16 protein-coding genes and 1 pseudogene are annotated in these 15,700 nt (G+C 63.6%); 5 read left to right on the top strand and 12 right to left on the bottom strand.

Annotated elements, in window-relative coordinates:
• The first annotated feature begins 11 nt into the window (after nucleotides 1–11).
• A complete protein-coding gene (locus HK436_RS17985; RefSeq protein ID WP_173191955.1) occupies nucleotides 12–1,109 on the top strand; it encodes an NAD(P)/FAD-dependent oxidoreductase in 1,098 nt (365 codons plus the stop codon).
• Between the two features lie 113 nt (nucleotides 1,110–1,222).
• Here HK436_RS17985 and HK436_RS17980 read toward each other — a convergent pair whose 3' ends face one another.
• The 8 genes from HK436_RS17980 to HK436_RS17950 form a co-directional block, all read right to left on the bottom strand.
• The gene (locus HK436_RS17980; protein WP_244649031.1) at nucleotides 1,223–1,840 is read right to left on the bottom strand and encodes a glutathione S-transferase family protein; all 618 of its coding nucleotides are present in this window, start codon (nucleotides 1,838–1,840) and stop codon (nucleotides 1,223–1,225) included.
• Between the two features lie 52 nt (nucleotides 1,841–1,892).
• Entirely contained in the window at nucleotides 1,893–2,240 is a 348-nt protein-coding gene (locus HK436_RS32460; RefSeq protein ID WP_280515722.1) for a zinc-binding dehydrogenase, read from the bottom strand.
• Nucleotides 2,174–2,881: an alcohol dehydrogenase catalytic domain-containing protein gene (locus HK436_RS17975; RefSeq protein WP_280515721.1), complete on the bottom strand. Its 708-nt coding sequence runs from the start codon at nucleotides 2,879–2,881 to the stop codon at nucleotides 2,174–2,176. Before HK436_RS17975 ends, HK436_RS32460 begins: the two co-directional genes overlap by 67 nt.
• Before the next feature lie 8 nt (nucleotides 2,882–2,889).
• Nucleotides 2,890–3,738: a fumarylacetoacetate hydrolase family protein gene (locus tag HK436_RS17970; protein WP_173191953.1), complete on the bottom strand. Its 849-nt coding sequence runs from the start codon at nucleotides 3,736–3,738 to the stop codon at nucleotides 2,890–2,892.
• A 51-nt stretch (nucleotides 3,739–3,789) separates the two neighbouring features.
• A complete protein-coding gene (locus tag HK436_RS17965; protein ID WP_173191951.1) occupies nucleotides 3,790–4,770 on the bottom strand; it encodes a VOC family protein in 981 nt (326 codons plus the stop codon).
• Nucleotides 4,771–4,831: 61 nt separating this feature from the next.
• Entirely contained in the window at nucleotides 4,832–5,842 is a 1,011-nt protein-coding gene (locus HK436_RS17960) for a TRAP transporter substrate-binding protein (RefSeq protein WP_206680542.1), read from the bottom strand.
• A gap of 100 nt (nucleotides 5,843–5,942) precedes the next feature.
• Nucleotides 5,943–7,244: a TRAP transporter large permease gene (locus HK436_RS17955; protein WP_173191949.1), complete on the bottom strand. Its 1,302-nt coding sequence runs from the start codon at nucleotides 7,242–7,244 to the stop codon at nucleotides 5,943–5,945.
• A 30-nt stretch (nucleotides 7,245–7,274) separates the two neighbouring features.
• Nucleotides 7,275–7,814, bottom strand: a complete 540-nt coding sequence (locus tag HK436_RS17950) for a TRAP transporter small permease (protein WP_206680541.1) — start codon at nucleotides 7,812–7,814, stop codon at nucleotides 7,275–7,277.
• Between the two features lie 505 nt (nucleotides 7,815–8,319).
• Here HK436_RS17950 and HK436_RS30620 point away from each other — a divergent pair.
• Nucleotides 8,320–8,721 carry a hypothetical protein gene (locus tag HK436_RS30620; RefSeq protein ID WP_206680540.1) on the top strand — a complete coding sequence of 134 codons (402 nt, stop codon included), beginning with the start codon at nucleotides 8,320–8,322 and terminating at the stop codon, nucleotides 8,719–8,721.
• Here the strand turns inward: HK436_RS30620 and HK436_RS30615 are convergent.
• Entirely contained in the window at nucleotides 8,640–9,239 is a 600-nt protein-coding gene (locus HK436_RS30615; protein ID WP_206680539.1) for a hypothetical protein, read from the bottom strand. The two genes, HK436_RS30620 and HK436_RS30615, sit on opposite strands and share 82 nt — an antisense overlap.
• A complete protein-coding gene (locus HK436_RS30610) occupies nucleotides 9,236–10,252 on the bottom strand; it encodes an FAD-dependent monooxygenase (protein ID WP_206680538.1) in 1,017 nt (338 codons plus the stop codon). Before HK436_RS30610 ends, HK436_RS30615 begins: the two co-directional genes overlap by 4 nt.
• 172 nt (nucleotides 10,253–10,424) lie before the next feature.
• Between HK436_RS30610 and HK436_RS17935 the strand changes: the two genes are divergently transcribed.
• Nucleotides 10,425–11,024, top strand: a complete 600-nt coding sequence (locus HK436_RS17935) for a nuclear transport factor 2 family protein (protein ID WP_173191945.1) — start codon at nucleotides 10,425–10,427, stop codon at nucleotides 11,022–11,024.
• Here the strand turns inward: HK436_RS17935 and HK436_RS30605 are convergent.
• Both HK436_RS30605 and HK436_RS17930 read right to left on the bottom strand, forming a co-directional pair.
• Nucleotides 11,021–11,476: an alkaline phosphatase family protein gene (locus HK436_RS30605; RefSeq protein WP_312860630.1), complete on the bottom strand. Its 456-nt coding sequence runs from the start codon at nucleotides 11,474–11,476 to the stop codon at nucleotides 11,021–11,023. The two genes, HK436_RS17935 and HK436_RS30605, sit on opposite strands and share 4 nt — an antisense overlap.
• A gap of 101 nt (nucleotides 11,477–11,577) precedes the next feature.
• A pseudogene (locus HK436_RS17930) lies at nucleotides 11,578–12,660 on the bottom strand (sulfatase-like hydrolase/transferase); the annotation flags it as partial.
• 251 nt (nucleotides 12,661–12,911) lie between these two features.
• On the opposite strand from HK436_RS17930, the gene HK436_RS17925 reads away from it, so the two are divergent.
• Nucleotides 12,912–14,138 carry a cytochrome P450 gene (locus tag HK436_RS17925; RefSeq protein WP_173191943.1) on the top strand — a complete coding sequence of 409 codons (1,227 nt, stop codon included), beginning with the start codon at nucleotides 12,912–12,914 and terminating at the stop codon, nucleotides 14,136–14,138.
• A 545-nt stretch (nucleotides 14,139–14,683) separates the two neighbouring features.
• Nucleotides 14,684–15,682, top strand: a complete 999-nt coding sequence (dusA, locus tag HK436_RS17920) for a tRNA dihydrouridine(20/20a) synthase DusA (protein WP_173191941.1) — start codon at nucleotides 14,684–14,686, stop codon at nucleotides 15,680–15,682.
• Nucleotides 15,683–15,700 lie beyond the last annotated feature (18 nt).

The following is a 15,700-nucleotide window of genomic DNA, read 5'->3' as shown; positions in this document are numbered from 1 at the left end:
ATTCGTCGGCGATGATTTCCACAGACGTTCTGGTGATTGGTGCCGGCATTGCCGGCGCCGGTGTGGCGGCCGCCATCAGCGGTCGTGATGTTGTGCTGATCGAGCAGGAGTCGCGCCCCGGCCATCATTCCACGGGACGGTCGGCTGCGATCTTCATCCAGAACTACGGCAACGCGGTCATTCGCGCGCTCAGCGCTGCCAGCCGGCCGCTGTTCGATGTGCCGGACGACGAGTTCTTTCCATCGCCACTCCTGTCGCAAAGGGGGATCCTGTTCGTTGCCGACGAGGAGGACCGGCCTCACCACGACGAGCTGCTTGCGCTTTCCGAGGGCCTCGTCCCGATGCTGCCGGCCGACGCTGCGGCGATGGTGCCGCTGCTCAGGCCCGAACGCATTGCCGCGGCTGGATACGAGCACGATGCGAGCGACATCGACGTGAACGCGTTGCACCAGGGCTGGCTGAAGAAGGCTCGCCGCGCCGGCGCGCGGGTGATGACCGATGCGGCGCTGCTGAAAGCGCACAGGGTCGGCAATCGCTGGAAGGTGGAGACCACGGCGGGCGAAATCGAGGCCGAAACGATCGTCAACGCCGCCGGCGCGTGGGCCGACGTGGTGGCCCGAAACTGCGGCGTTGCTCCCAAGGGGCTCGTTCCCCACCGGCGCTCGATGGCGGTCATTGCCTGTCCCGCCGGCTACGATTGCGAGCGCTGGCCGCTCGTCTCCAATTCCGCCGACCGCTGGTACTTCAAGCCCGATGCGGGACGGTTGCTGATTTCGCCTGCCGATGAGGACCCGGTGGAGCCTCATGACGCCTTCGTGGATGACATGACACTTGCGGAGGGCCTCGACCGGTACCAGCAGGCGGTTCGCGAGGACGTCGTTCGGGTAGATGCAAATTGGGCCGGGCTGCGAACCTTCGCGCCCGACAGGACGCCGGTGGTGGGCTTCGACGCCGACGCCGAGGGGTTCTTCTGGCTGGCGGGGCAGGGCGGCTACGGTATCCAGACGTCGCCCGCGCTGTCGGCAATCGCCGCCGCGCTCATCCTTGGCGACGAGCCGGGCCTGGCGCTCGATCCGGCAATGATGTCGCCGAACCGGGTGATGGTCTGATCCTGACGGCCGGTAGCGAATCTCGCTGCCGGCCTCGACTTCACTATCACGCGCAATCCACGATTGCGTTGCCGCGAGCACCACGCCGCTTGAGAAGCGAACTTACGGCGACATTAGGTTGATCCCCAGTTGTCGGCAGAGGCAGCGAAGGCCGGCCGCGCGTGCAGCCGTTCCCGGTACGCGACAAGCACGCTGCTCAGTTCGATGTCATCGCGCACGGCCCAGTCGAGGACGTAGAGTGCAGCGGCGTCCGCTATGCCGAAACGTCCCAGCAGGAACGGCTTGCCCCCAAGCGTCGCCTCGAGTTGCGCCAGCCCGTTGGCGACCTGCTGGCGGCCATGGGCTTGAAGCGCTGCGTGACATGCGGGGTCGTCCACGAATTTGTGCGGCATCCTGATGAATGTGCGACCGCGCATATGTACCGAGCCGACGATGAAATCCAGGAGTTCGAGCGTGCGCGCCTGCTCCATTGTGTCCTCCGGCCACAGGCCCGCCTGCGGGAAGGAACGCGCGAGCCAGAACGCGATCGTCTGGAATTCGGTCAGCACCTCACCATCATCGAGCCGCAGGGCCGGAACCTTACCCTTCGGGTTCAGGCTCAGATAGGCCTCCTTCCTCTGGTCGCCGGCGAGAACGTTGACCACGGAAACGTCATGCTCGGCCCCGATTTCATTGAGGAGATAGAGAATGCCATTCGAACAGCTTCCCGGCGAATGAAACAGGGTCAGCATTGCGTATCTCCGATCTGTGTGGCTGGAAGGGCGGATGCGTGGGCGAATGGCGCTACGGGATGTCGCCCATGGTGAGGACGAGCTTTCCGAAGTGATCGTTCTGCTCCAGCGTACGATGCGCTTCGCCCACGTCTTCGATGTCGAAGGTGGCGTGAATGTGCGGGCGCAGCCTTCCTTCGGAAAGAATGGGCAAGACGTCGCGCACAAGCCGCGCGGCGATGGTCTCCTTCGTCTCGGGAGGCAGCGGGCGCAACGTTGAGCCCACCAGCGTCAGGCGGCGGCGCAGTACCGGTTCGAGATTGACCGCCGCTTTCGCGCCGCCCTGCAGCGATATCAGTGCATAGCGCCCGTCCACGGCCATGCACGCCAGATTGCGGTCGGCATAGTCGCCGCCAACCATGTCGAGAATGACATCGACGCCGCGGCCCCCGTAAAGTCCATGACCTCGTCGACCCATTCCCCGGCCGACGAGTCGATCGCCATCGCTGCTCCCATTCCCCGGCAGAACGCGGCTTTGTCGGCGCCGCGCGAAGTCGTAATGGGGGTTGCGCCCAGGCTGTTCGCCCTCGCGATCGCGTACGTCCCGATCCCCGATGATCCCCCATGGATCAGGACAGTCTCTCCTGCGCTCAGGCCGGCGCGCATGACCATGTTGAATTCGACGGTCATGGCGACCTCGGGGAACCCGGCGGCCTCGACGAAGGAAAGGCCATCCGGCATCGGCATGACATGCCGCGCGTCCGCCCGGCAGAATTCGGCATAGCCGCCGCCATGGACGAGCGCCATGACCCGGTCGCCGCGCTTGAAGGCCTGCACGCCGCCGCCGACTTCGACCACCACGCCCGCAACCTCCAGCCCCAGGATCGGACTGGCATCCGGCGGCACCGGGTAGCGGCCGAGACGCTGCGAGACATCCGGACGATTGACCCCCGCGGCGCTGACCTTGATGACGATCTCGCCACGGCCCGCGACCGGCATGTCGGCGGTTCCGACATACAGGACGTCCGGACCTCCGGGTGTATCGAAACGGACGGCGCGCATGGCGTTACCTAGCCTTCGTCGACGATCGAGTTGGCGAGCGTGCCGATGCCGCTGATCTCGACCTCGACGCGATCGCCAGCCTTCATGAACAGCTTGGGTTCGCGGAACAGGCCCACGCCGCTTGGCGTGCCGGTGGCGATGATGTCGCCGGGCAGCAGTTCGATGACCGTGGAGATGTATTCGATCAATGCCGGCACGTCGAAAGCCAGGTCGGAGATAGGCGTCGACTGCATCACCTCGCCGTTGAGCCGGGTCTCCATGGACTGGGCGGCCGGATCGCCGAATGCGTCGGCGGTGACCAGCCAGGGGCCCATGGAGCCGCTGCGATCGAAGTTCTTGCCTGCCCAGAACTGCGTGGTGTGGCGCTGGAAGTCACGTATCGACCCGTCGTTGAAGCAGCTATAGCCGGCAACATGGGCATAGGCGTTCGCCGCAGAAATCGCACGGCCCGGCTTTCCGATCACGACTGCAAGCTCGCCTTCGAAATCGAACCAGTCGGAAACCTTCGGACGCACCAGATCGACGCCATGACCGACGACCGACGACGGATAGCGTGTGAAGATGGAAGGCTTCTTCGGTGCCTCGCGTCCCGTCTCCTTGATGTGGGTCATGTAGTTGAGGCCGATGCACAGGATCTTGTCCGGGTTGGGGATCGGCGAAAGGAGTGTCACATCGGAAAGCGTCATCCGTTCGCCGCCCGCATCCTTGCCCAACTCGGCAAGCGCTCCCGCTGCGATGACGGCACGCAGATCGGCATAACGGCCGCGAAGCGCTTCTCCGGCGTCGATCAGCGTTTCGCCGTCGGCGATGCCGTAGGATCGGGTTCCGTTAGGCATGATGTATGAACAGACACGCATGTCATGTCTCCTGGCAGGTGTTGATGTGTCGGGGTTAAGTCTAGTGCTTCGTCACTCGTTGCTGACGATGCTGTCGAGCCAGGCGCAGTTGGAGGCAGGATCGGCGGCGCGCATTCCGCGCCTGGCCGCATCGAGCCGCATCTCGCGCAACCGCGCGCGGTCGGGTGAATCCTCGGGCATGTAGAGGCGGTCGTGCCCCCAGTAACTTGGTCCGTCGAACGTTTCGTGTTGCTCCCAGGTAGCCGGGTCGATGACCCGCGCACCCCAGCCATATTCCACGAAGAAGCCCGATGGCGAATTGGCGTAGAAGCTCGTCATGTGGTCGTTCGAGTGGCGGCCCAGCGTATAGGCGACCCGGCCTTCGTCCTGCTGGGCAAGATCGTAGCCCTGCCCGACATCGTCCAGCGAAAGCAGTTCGACCATGAAGTGGTGCATGCCCCTGCGGCCGGTCCCGACCATGGCGAAGGAATGGTGCCGACCGTTGAGGTGGAAGAAATAGAGCTTGAAAGGCTTGAGCCCGTAGTCGGTGACCTGGAAGCCCAGCAGATCGCGATAGAATGGAAGGAGGACGTCGACGTCCCTTGCGTGAAGCACCGCATGGCCCATTCCCAGCGATCCCGTCTTGAAGCCGGAGATCGGCCTGCCGGCGAGGAACGGTTCCGAAGCGATCTCGGGTCCGCAGAACACTTCGAGCCGATTGCCCTCCGGGTCTGCGAACGAGATCAGCCGCGTCACATGGCGCTGGTCGGCCAGCGAAACCGCTTCAAGGCGTACCGCAACGCCAGCATTCTCGAGACGGCTGGCGAGTGCATCGAGAGCTTCAGCGCTTTCGATTTCCCAGCCCATGAAGTCCAGGCCCTCGTCGCCCTCCGCCGACACGATCAGGCGCTGCTTGCGGTCGTCCATGCGGAAGGCACGAACCTTGCCGCCGGCATCGACCTGCTGCATGCCGAGAAGATCGGTCGCGAAGCTCTGCCAATCAGCCGTACGCGAGGAGCGGACGCCTATGTATCCGAGCGATGCGAGTGCCATTGTTCCTATCCCTGGAGCGCCGCCGCCATCGTCTGGCGGCGGCAATCGAGTTGAGGGGCCGTCAGTTCGTCCCTTGAGCCTCGGCAACCGCCTTGACGAAGGCGTCGTGGATCGCCTGGCCGTTCTCGTTCTGCTCGATCCATTGCTGCGTGGCGATGGCAACGGCTTCTTTCCATTGCTCGAGCTGCGCCTCATCGGGCTCGACGACGGTAATGGTGCCCTTTGCAAGCAGTTCGTCGCGTGCTTCGGCGATATTGGCGTCGAAGGAAGCGCCGAAGCGTTCCGAGAATGCCGCGCCGGAGAACTTGTCGATCGCCGCCTTGGCCTTGTCGGACAGACTGTCGTACTTGGCCTTGTTCATGACGACCAGCATCGGCGTCGCGCCCAGCGGTGCCGTATTGAAATGCGTGATGACATCGCCCATCCGGAACGTCTCGATCGCGCCCCACTGGGTGAACGTTCCGTCGATCAGGCCGCGGCTGATGCTTTCGGCGACGGTCGGACCGGTAATGCCGCCGACCGGCACCGAACCGAGCGCCTCGAGCGCCGACAGCATGGTCGGCCCGGGTGCCCGCATCTTGAGACCGCTCATGTCCTCGGGGACCGTCACCTCTTTCCTCGAGGCGATCGAATTGGGATAGGAAACGAAGATGCCAAGCATCTTCAGCTTGTCGAAGTCACCCTTGAAGTGGCCGTCCTCGTACATCTTCCACATCGCCGGCGACCCTGCCGTCGAGCTTGGAATGAGGAACGGAAGCTCCGCCACGGTGCTCTCCTGGAAACGACCGGGCGAATAGCCCGGGATCACCCAGGCGATATCCGCGACGCCGTCCTCGACGAGCTGGAGCTGCTGGGCGGGATTTCGGCCGAGCGACCCGCCCGCGAACATCTGGATCGTGAGTTCGCCGTCCGACGCTGCGGAGACATCCTCGGCCCACGGCGTAAGGATCTCTTTCGTCACATGCGCGACGGGTGGCTCGAAGCTTGAAAAACGCAACGTCTCCGCCGATGCGGGAACCGCGATGATACCGAGCGCGGCAGCGGCGCCAAGCAGCCTGGTCATGAACGTCATTGCATCCTCCCTGCTGGTTCGTTCCATGATGGATTGACGCTAATGCGCGGCCCTCGGCATGGCATTGCATCCATTCGAACTGTCCACTTAGCGGACATCGCTAGTGCAGCACGCTGGGCAGCCAGAGAGTCAGCTGCGGGAACAGCGTCAGCAGAAGCAGCCGGGCCAGCTCGGCGATCAGGAAGGGCATTATGCCGCGATAGATCGTACCCAGGCTGATCGACCGATACATCGAATTCAGCACCATGACGTTGATGCCGATCGGCGGCGTCATCATGCCGATCCCGATCACGACGACGTTGATGATGCCCCACCAGACAAGGTCGTAGCCGAAGGACAGGATGAGCGGGATCACAAGCGGCAGCGTGATCACCATCGCGGCGACTTCATCGAAGAACGCGCCGAGGAAGATATAAAGCACCAGCAGCACCACGAGGATCGCGATAGGCGGGATAGGCAGCCCGGAAATCGCTCCGACCATGAAGGCGGCCGCGCCGGAGACCGCCATGAAATATGAGAAGATGGTTGCGCCGAAGACCATGATGTAGATCATCGCCGTCCCCGCACTTGCCTCGGCCAGCACGCCGATCAGCGTATTCCATGTGAAGCGGCTTTTGGCGACCAGCAGCAGGAATGAGAACACGACGCCGACGGCGGCGGCCTCGTGGACGGTGAAGATGCCAGAATAGATGCCGCCCATGACCACGACGAAGAGGACGATGACACCCCAGGCCTGACCGGCGGCATGAAGCCGCTGGCGCATCGTTGCGCGCTCGCCGCGCTGTGCGGCTTCGGGGTCCATCGTCAATTTCACCTGAATGGCGATCATGTAGAAGATGACGGCGAGGGCGGCCGGAACAATCGCTGCCGAAAAGAGGTCGAGTACCGACTGCTCCGTCAGCACGGCATAGAGGATCATCATGCTCGACGGCGGCACGATGATGCCGAGCGTACCGCCGGCTGCGATCGAGCCTGCTGCAAGATCGGGCCGGTATCCGCGTTCGAGCATCTCGGGCATCGCAACCCGCCCGAACGTTGCCGTGGTCGCAACGCCCGAGCCGCATATGGCGCCGAAGCCGGCGCTCGCCACGATCGTGGTCGACGCCAGGCCGCCGCGCCGGTGGCCGATCAGCGCATTGGCGAGGTTGTAGACATCGGACGCCAGGCCCGCGGCAGCGGCAAGGCTGCCCATCAGCATGAACAGCGGGATCACCGCGAGGTCGAGATTGGCCATCGCCGAGGCCGGCTCGGTTGCCATCAAGGTGACAGCAGGCCCCCAGCCCACGATCGAGGCAAAGCCGGTGACGCCGACAAGCGCCATCGCCACGCCGATCGGCACGTGAACGACGATCAGCACCATCATCGCGAGGAAGCCCACCAGGGCAATCAGTAGCGGATCCAAGTGATATTCCTTCGCTGGAGGGCGATCAGGTCAGAGGATGGCGTCGCCGCCTGTCGGCTCGGATGGCTCGGCCTCGTCGGGCCCGCCCAGAATGAGAGTGGCGATGTCGGAGATCGTGACCAGAACCTGAACGATGGCGGCGGCGATCATCAAGACGGATGCGGCCATCCACCACGGCCAGATGGGCCAGCCCAGCACCCAGGTCCGGTCGCCGGTCTCGCGCAGACCTTCCGCGTAAGGCACAAAGCGCCAGGCCATCAGAATTATGAACACGAGCGTGAACAGGCTGGCCACGACGTCGAGCACGCGCCGTGTGCGCGTACCGCCGATCGAGCCGAGGACCTCGACCGATATGTTCTGCTTCATTGCAAGGTTTGCCGGGATGCACGCGGCGATAACGATGGCCATGACGACGGAACTCACGTCGTTGACGCCGTGGAGCGGTGCGTTGAAAAGCCACCTCAACAGGATGTCGACCGTGGTCATCGCCGCCAGCAGAAGCAGGCCGAAGAAGCCGATGAGCGCAACGACTCGCGCGACGCCCTTGATGCGCCTTTCGATGTTTTCCAAGTGTTTCCTCCCACCGCGGCCAGAACCGAACGGACAGGCGGACACTCTTGACATGCAGGCGGCTCGTTGCAACGTAGCCCCCGCGATTGTCCGTATCGTGAACATCAGGAGGCCGGCACCATTTCGACTTTCGGCGCAGTTCGCTCCCTGCAACGTGGACTGGAAGTACTCCAGGCAATCAACTGCAACAACGGGCTGAGGGCAGCCGAAGTCGCCCGCATCGTCGGCATCCGCGGCCGACCGCCTACCGTTTGCTCGAGACACTGGAGGGGCTGGGTTTCGTGGTGCGCGGCCCGTCGGAGGATGCCTGGCGTCCGACGTTGCAGACCAAGTCGCTGAGCTCCGGATTCCGCGACGAAGACTGGGTGGCGCAGGTTGCCGTGCCGAGAATGATGAAGCTCGGCCGCAAGATCCTCTGGCCGCTCGACCTCGTCACCTTTCACGACTACCGCATGGCCATTCGCGATCGACCCACAACATCAGCCCGTTCTCGGTCGATCACGGCATGGTGGGGCGTGAACTGCCGGTGCTCGAGACTGCCGGCGGGCGGGCGCATCTCGCCTTCGTGCCCGGCCAGGAACGTGCGCAGATCATCGAGGGCCTGAGGGAGCGGCTCGGCAGCGACGCGGTCGATTTCCACGACGACGGGCCGCTGGACTATATTCTTGCCCGCACATCGGAACTCGGCGTCGGCTTCCGGATCAAGGGCTTCAATGCGCGCACGATGAGCATCTCGGCGCCGATCTACAGCGGCGAGCGGCCCATCGCCTGCCTCACCATGATCTGGATCGGCACGGCCTTGAAGTTCGATGAGGCGCTAAGGCTTCACAGGGATGCGCTCATCTCGACCGCGGCGTCCATCTCGGACGATCTCGCCCGGGTGGCCGCCGAACAGAGCGAAGAGTAGCGATCGAGCTCGGCTCGCAGCCGGTCAGGCGCGAAGGCTGCCGCACAATAGCGGTCCGGACGGATCAGCATGATCTGGTCGCGGTGCGTCAGCAGCGGTCTTGCTATGCGCGCGTGGTCCGCGGTGCCTGAACAGGCGTTGGGATCGAAATGCACCTTGCTGAGCGGAAGGCTCATCAGTCGGCTCTGCTGGAGCTGCTCGATGGCGCGCCGGCCGGGCTCGTCCTGGGCAACCAGTGCAAAACCTTCACCGAGATGGTCATCGAGAAGCCGTGCATCGCTGCCGATGCGTGGCTGCGGGACCATTTCGCCGACCAGGCTCGCCTCGAATGTCGGCTGGTCGAGGTCGAGGAAAAGGCCGGCATTGTAGCGCGGCTTCGGCTTGAAGCGCATCTGGATCAGGTAGTCGCGCACCCCCGGAAACGGTTCGAGCGCCTTCAGCAGCAAGTCGCGGAACTTCAGTTCCTCGCTGCTCGACGGCATGACGAAGCTGCCCATCGTCACCGCGAGAAGGATCATGTCCCAGGCGGGGCGCGGCGCTCGGCGTCATAGGTGTCGAGTATCGCCGCATCGGCGCCGCCGACCGCCGCGGCGATCTTCCAGGCAACATTATGTGCGTCGCGCAGGCCGGCATTCATGCCTTGTCCCGCGAACGGTGGCGTCAGGTGTGCGGCGTCTCCCATCAGCAGGATGCGCTCATGCCGGAAGCGCTCGGCGATGCGTGCATGGAAGGTGTAGACGGTCTTGCGCAGCACGTAGCGCTCGTCGTAGCGCCGGAACGGCTTCAGCAGTTCTGCCAGGAAATCCGGGGTCAGAACCTTTTCGCGATCCTCTCCCGGCAGCACCATGAATTCGTAACGCCGGCCGCCATTGGGTGCCGGCACGCTGACTGCGGGGCGGATGCTGCTGCAGAAGAATTTCGAGAACAGCGAACGGTCGGGATCGTCGCTCATGTCGATGACGATCCAGTCCTGCCGATAGGTGTTGCCGCTGAGCGCGATGCCGAGGCGTTCACGGATCGGGCTGCGGCCGCCGTCGCAGGCAAGCACCCACTGAGTTGCAATTCGGTGGCGCTTCCCGTCCGCAGCCTCGACGGTCACCACCGCGCCGTCGGAACTGGTTTCCACGTCCACGACGTTGGATGAAAATCGCAGGCTGCCCGGCGCCTGCTCCTCGAGCCGGTCCCGCAAGGCCGCTTCGAATTCGGGTTGGTAGATATACTGGCGCTTGGGGAAGCCGTAGCTCTGCACACCGGCGCCCGTCTCGGCGAAACACGTTCCGTCGTCAGCGAAATACTTGGAGCCGATCGCCGGCGTGGTGTTTGCGATATAGGTACGATCAAGACCGAACACCTGCATGGTGCGCGCGCCCTCGTCGTCGATCACGATCGCACGCGGCAGGTTCATGGGGCCGGGCTCGCGGTCGAGGACGATGGCCTCGACGCCATAGGCGGCAAGCAGATTTGCGGCGGTCAGGCCCGTGGGGCCTGCTCCGACAATCACCACCGGAACTTTGGCCGGGTATGTCGACATTGCCAGCGTTCTCCTACCTTCTCCTGACCTAACTCGAGCGACTTAAAGCGCGCCCCCGCAACGCGTCCACGCTCCGCATTCCGCCGTCCGCATCGCGGACAGCTTGCGCCGCAAAGGTGCGCCCGCCGTTGCGAGCGACAGAATGGGCCGTAAGGAAAAGCAGGAGGCCTACATGACACGCGCCGAAGACACATTGCTCATCATCCAGCTCATCCAGGCCTGGGGGCTATGGCGCGACCAGGGCCATTGGGATCGACTGGCGGAGACCTTCGCGCGCGACGGCATCATCTCCGTCTCGTGGTTTGCCGGCCTTCATGACGATTTCATCACGCGTTGCCGTGCGACCCACAAGAAGATCTCGCCGCGCAGCAAGCACCTGATCGGAACACCCTTCGTGCAGGTGGGGGAAGGCAGGGCTCTGGCCGAGACGAGCGTCCAGATTCTCGGTCGCGCCACCTTGTCCGGCGTCACGGTCGACAACACGAGCTACGCCCGCTTCCTCGATCGCCTGATCCACCAGGACGGCATCTGGCGTATTGCCGAACGCATCGCCATCTATGAGAAGGACCGGCTCGATCCGGTTGTCCCGTCTCCTGCATTCGATCGCTTCATGAACGAGACGGACTTTTCGTCCATCCCGGAAGCCTATCGTTATCTCGGCTACCGGCTCGTCGAAGGCGGCCGCACCTTGCGGCCCGACATCGTCGTCGACGGCTCGCCCGAGGCGGATCGCATACTCGGCGAAGCGAAAGCCTGGCTCGTGGACGGCTAACCGGCCGGCTTGCGGATCGCGGCCTTGCGGTTGCGATAGTGCACCGTCAACTCCAGCGGCATGTCGTTCTCGTCATAGGCGCCAAGCACCACGCCGCGACGCCGTATCGCGGTGCGCATCTCCTGCAGTTGAGCCTCGCTGCGCGTCGTCCGTTGCGATATGCGGCGCGTCCATGCGAACAGGCGTTCGTACATCTCCTCGATCATTGCGGCGTGCTGCTCGCTGTCGCCCAGGTCTTGCAGTTCGTCCGGATCGGCCTCGAGGTCGAAGAGGATCGGCCGGAACCCGCCTTCGCAGTGGATCAGCTTGTACCGCCTGTCGGCGACCATGAAGATGACCGCCTCGCGCGCGCCGACCCCCAGCCGCTCGGCGATGGGAGTGGCAGCGTAATCATATTCGCAGATGACGCGGTCACGATGCGCGCCTTCCGCCCTGCCATGCAGGATGGGCACCAGCGACTTGCCTTCCACGATGTGGCCGACGGCTTGCGGATCGCCCCCGCGATTTCAAGAAATGTGGGCAACAGGTCGATGCTTTCGACAAGCTCGTCGCACACCGTGCCTCGCGTCGCATCCGCATCGCTTGATGGATCGAAGATGATGAGGGGGATCTTGACCGAGGTGTCGTGAAAGAAGGTCTTTTCACCCATCCAGTGGTCGCCGAGGAAATCGCCATGATCGGAGGTGAGCACGATCATGGTGTCGTCCATCCGTCCGGTCTGATCCAGCCATTCCAGCAACAGGCCGATCTGGTCGTCGCACTGCTTGATGAGGCCCATATAGGCCGGGATCACCGCTTCACGCACCTCGTCGCGGCTGAATGCCTTGCCGACGGGCGACGTCATGAACGCCTTGAGCACGGGATGTGCGTTGTCGAACTCCTCGTTCGTCCGCACGGCAGGCTTGATGTGCGAGGTGTCGTACATCGTGTGATACGGGGCCGGCACGATGTATGGCCAGTGCGGCTTGATGTAGCTGAGATGACATAGCCACGGCGCGGAAGCCTGCTCGATGAACTCCATCGCCCGGCGCGTGAGATAAGGCGTTTCGCTGTCGGGTTCCTCGATGTTGGCTGCCTCGGCAGCGTTTTTCATGAACCAGCCGGATAGCACATTCCCAGCGGCATCCACGCCGGAGTTTGCGTGGTCGTGCCAGGGGTTGTCGCCCGCGTAGCCCCGCTCTCTTAGATAATGCGAATAGCGATGATCATCGGGGTTTTCGAGCGGTCCGTCAGGCCCGATGGCGACCATCCCGTCATCGCGCTCGAACACGTCGAAACCGCACTCGGCCACGCGGGCGCCGATGATGCTGTCAGGATCGAGGCCAAGCCGACGCATGCCTTCGGCGTCCGCACGCATATGGGTCTTGCCCACCAGCCAGCAGCCCATGCCGGCCGCCCGCAGATGGTCGCCCATCGTCATCTCACCGACCTTGAGCGGGATGCCGTTCCATGACGCGCCGTGACTGTGGACATAGCGCCCGGTATAGGTCGACATCCGCGAGGGACCACAGATCGGCGATTGCACGTAAGCCCGCGTGAACCGCACTCCGCGCGAAGCCAGCCGGTCGATGTTGGGCGTCTTGAGGTGCGGGTGCCCGTAGCAGCTCAGGTAGTCCCAGCGAAGCTGGTCGAACATGACGAACAGGATGTTCTTCGGCTTCGGCTTCGGCTTCATTTGCGCTCCTCGACCCGGCGTCCATTCGAAACTCGTCGCTCACCGCAATCCGGGGAATGCGTCGTCGCGGCAAGGTGAACGATACCAGCCTAGGCCAGGCATCACATCGCGACACCGCGCGGCCGCAACTGTCCGCTCCATGAACACGACGGGCTGGGCAATTGCCTTTGACCTTGCCCGTGGCCTGAATGAACGAACCGTCGGAGGAGCCAATGACTGCAGCAACCTCGCCATCCGTCGTTCGGGACGACGTTCCCGCCTACGACGTAGACATCTATTCCGACGCGGTGATCCGCGACCCTTACCCGCACTACTCCCGCATTCGCGAACTCGGCGCGGCGGTCTGGCTGCCGGCCAACGGCATGTGGGCGATCGGGCGGCATGCCGACGTTCGCGCATGTCTTTCAGACCACGACACGTTTCGTTCCGGCATGGGCGTAGCCGGAAACGACAGGGCCAACGGCATCGCTCCGGGCAACCTGCTCGCTTCCGATCCGCCGCTCCACGAGGAGCTTCGTCGCATCGTCGCCGCGCCGCTCAGCCTGCGCGCCCTCAACGACGTCAAGGACCGCATCACGGAGACCGCCGACGCCCTGGTCGAGCGCCTCGTGGAGCGGGGCAGCTTCGACGGAATGGCCGATCTTGCCCAGTACCTGCCCGTGTCGATCGTGTCGGAACTGGTCGGCATGCCCGAACACGGTCGGGAAAACATGCTGCGCTGGGCCAGCGCCGTGTTCGACATGCTCGGCGGCGCCAACGAACGCGCGGAGGCCGCCTTTCCCGTCATCACGGAAATGCGCGCCTACACGGTGAACGATGCGACGCGCGAAAACGTGCGGCCGGGCGGCTGGGTGGAGATGCTCTATGACGCTGCCGACCAGGGCCTCATAAGGCCGGAACAGGTCCAGATGCTGATGCGCGACTATCTCGGACCCAGCCTCGACACGACGATCTATGCGACCGGCCACCTGCTCTATCTGCTCGGCACGAACCCGGACCAATGGGAACGACTGGTGCAGGAACCCAAGCTCGTTCCTAACGCGATCAACGAGGCGGTCCGGCTGGAATCGCCCATTCGCGGGTTCACCCGAACGGTCGCGGGCGACACGGTCGTCGGCGACGTCGCGATACCGGCTGGCGACCGGGTGCTGATCCTCTATGCCTCGGCAAACAGGGACGAGCGGCAATGGGATCGCCCGGAGACGTTCGACGTAGGACGCGTCCTGATTGACCATGTCGGTTTCGGCCACGGCATCCACGCCTGCGCCGGTATGCAACTGGCCAGACTGGAAATGCGCTGCATCCTCACGGCAATGGTCGAGCGGGTCGCGCGTATCGAGGTGGGAGAGCCTGTTCTAGCGATGAACAACGTTCTGAGGGGATATGAACGACTGCCGGTGCGATTTCTGAAGAAGGGTGGCGACCGTGCCGTCGGATGAGCGCTAGGTTTGCTCGAGGCGACACTGTGCCCGCCGTTGCCTCGGACTAAAATACCGACGCTCGCGAAGCTGTATGGACCGGCGTTATCCTTGTCAGCCGCTTGCTTGTCTATTGACCCGTCGCCCTCCATTTCTGCGACGCGCCAGCTTCGAGGCACACCAAGCAAAGAGCGGTCAAGAGTTGCTGCTTTCGAGCGATGAGGAGGCTTGCCGACTGCGGCCATATTCACGATATGGAGATCAACCAAATCGCCGAAGGTGCTTAGGTGCGCTATTGGCGAACGCGTCGGTGTCTCGCCACGATCAATCTTGACCTCCGTTCGAGTGCCACCTGCGAGCATCGTCCTTTCGCAAGAACGTTCGCTGATATAGCGGCCCTTGTGCCTAACTTGGTCGCGCCAGTTGCCAGATTGGAGTTTGGTGTGTGTTGCCATTTGTCATGTGCGCTCTGTATGCACTTGGACGTAAAAGTGTGGCGTTCCGGGTCGTTCGAAGGCGTATAATGGCGTACAGGAACCGGTGCTTACATATCGAATTGTATAAAAATGCCGCAATACCAACAACATAAGATAGCCGCTGCGCCCATGATGGACTGGACGGATCGGCATTGCCGGTTCTTCCATCGCCAGCTCACGCGGCGCGCTCTGCTTTACACGGAGATGGTGGTTGCCGATGCGGTGATCCACGGCGACCGCGAGCGGCTGCTGGGCTTTGACGCAGCGGAGCATCCCGTCGCGCTACAGCTCGGCGGGTCCGATCCGGCCAAGCTGGCGGAGGCGGCGCGGATCGCAGCCGGTTACGGCTATGACGAGATCAACCTCAATGTCGGCTGCCCGTCCGACCGCGTGCAATCGGGCACATTCGGCGCCTGCCTGATGCGGACCCCGGCGCTCGTGGCAGACTGCGTGGCAGCCATGAAAGGTGCCGTCGCGGTTCCGGTCACGGTCAAGTGTCGCATCGGGGTGGACGATCAGGACGTCGAAGAAGCGCTTGACGAGTTGGCCGACGGGGTCTTCGCAGCGGGGGCGGACGCGCTGTGGGTGCATGCGCGAAAGGCGTGGCTGGAGGGGCTTTCACCTAAGGAAAATCGCGACATCCCGCCGCTCGACTATCCGCGCGTCTATCGCCTGAAAGAGCGTTTGCCGAATCGATTCATCGGCATAAACGGCGGTGTTCAGACGCTGGACGAGGTTTCGGCCCATCTGGAGCGGGGCGTGGATGGAGCGATGCTCGGTCGCGCCGCCTACCACAATCCCGGATTACTCACCGAGGTCGATGCGCGTTTCTACGGCGATCCGGTTTCTGCTGCGGACTGGCCGTCGATCATCGATGCGATGGCAGCGCACGCAGCCCGCCATATTGAGCGGGGCGGCAGGCTGGTGCATGTCACGCGCCACATGACGGGCCTCTTTCACGGGCTGCCCGGCGCGCGGCGTTGGCGGCAGGTGCTTTCGACCGATGCCACGCGGCCAGGGGCGGGGCCGGAGGTACTATACCAGGCGCTGTCGCATGTTCGTCTGGACGAAGCCGCGGTGGCTGCCTGACCCGATTTACTTTGTTGT

This window comes from Neoaquamicrobium sediminum, assembly GCF_013240295.1.
GTDB lineage: Bacteria > Pseudomonadota > Alphaproteobacteria > Rhizobiales > Rhizobiaceae > Aerobium > Aerobium sediminum.
Note: the sequence above shows the minus strand (reverse complement) of the source record. Positions and strands in the feature narration are given on the sequence as shown.

Excerpts from the sequence above, each read along its gene's own strand:
- HK436_RS17985 (WP_173191955.1), top strand. The coding sequence starts at position 12 with ATGATTTCCACAGACGTTCTGGTGATTGGTGCCGGCATTGCCGGCGCC.
- HK436_RS17980 (WP_244649031.1), bottom strand. The coding sequence starts at position 1,840 with ATGCTGACCCTGTTTCATTCGCCGGGAAGCTGTTCGAATGGCATTCTC.
- HK436_RS32460 (WP_280515722.1), bottom strand. The coding sequence starts at position 2,240 with ATGGTTGGCGGCGACTATGCCGACCGCAATCTGGCGTGCATGGCCGTG.
- HK436_RS17975 (WP_280515721.1), bottom strand. The coding sequence starts at position 2,881 with ATGCGCGCCGTCCGTTTCGATACACCCGGAGGTCCGGACGTCCTGTAT.
- HK436_RS17970 (WP_173191953.1), bottom strand. The coding sequence starts at position 3,738 with ATGCGTGTCTGTTCATACATCATGCCTAACGGAACCCGATCCTACGGC.
- HK436_RS17965 (WP_173191951.1), bottom strand. The coding sequence starts at position 4,770 with ATGGCACTCGCATCGCTCGGATACATAGGCGTCCGCTCCTCGCGTACG.
- HK436_RS17960 (WP_206680542.1), bottom strand. The coding sequence starts at position 5,842 with ATGACGTTCATGACCAGGCTGCTTGGCGCCGCTGCCGCGCTCGGTATC.
- HK436_RS30620 (WP_206680540.1), top strand. The coding sequence starts at position 8,320 with ATGGTGGGGCGTGAACTGCCGGTGCTCGAGACTGCCGGCGGGCGGGCG.
- HK436_RS30615 (WP_206680539.1), bottom strand. The coding sequence starts at position 9,239 with ATGATCCTTCTCGCGGTGACGATGGGCAGCTTCGTCATGCCGTCGAGC.
- HK436_RS30610 (WP_206680538.1), bottom strand. The coding sequence starts at position 10,252 with ATGTCGACATACCCGGCCAAAGTTCCGGTGGTGATTGTCGGAGCAGGC.
- HK436_RS17935 (WP_173191945.1), top strand. The coding sequence starts at position 10,425 with ATGACACGCGCCGAAGACACATTGCTCATCATCCAGCTCATCCAGGCC.
- HK436_RS17925 (WP_173191943.1), top strand. The coding sequence starts at position 12,912 with ATGACTGCAGCAACCTCGCCATCCGTCGTTCGGGACGACGTTCCCGCC.
- dusA (WP_173191941.1), top strand. The coding sequence starts at position 14,684 with ATGCCGCAATACCAACAACATAAGATAGCCGCTGCGCCCATGATGGAC.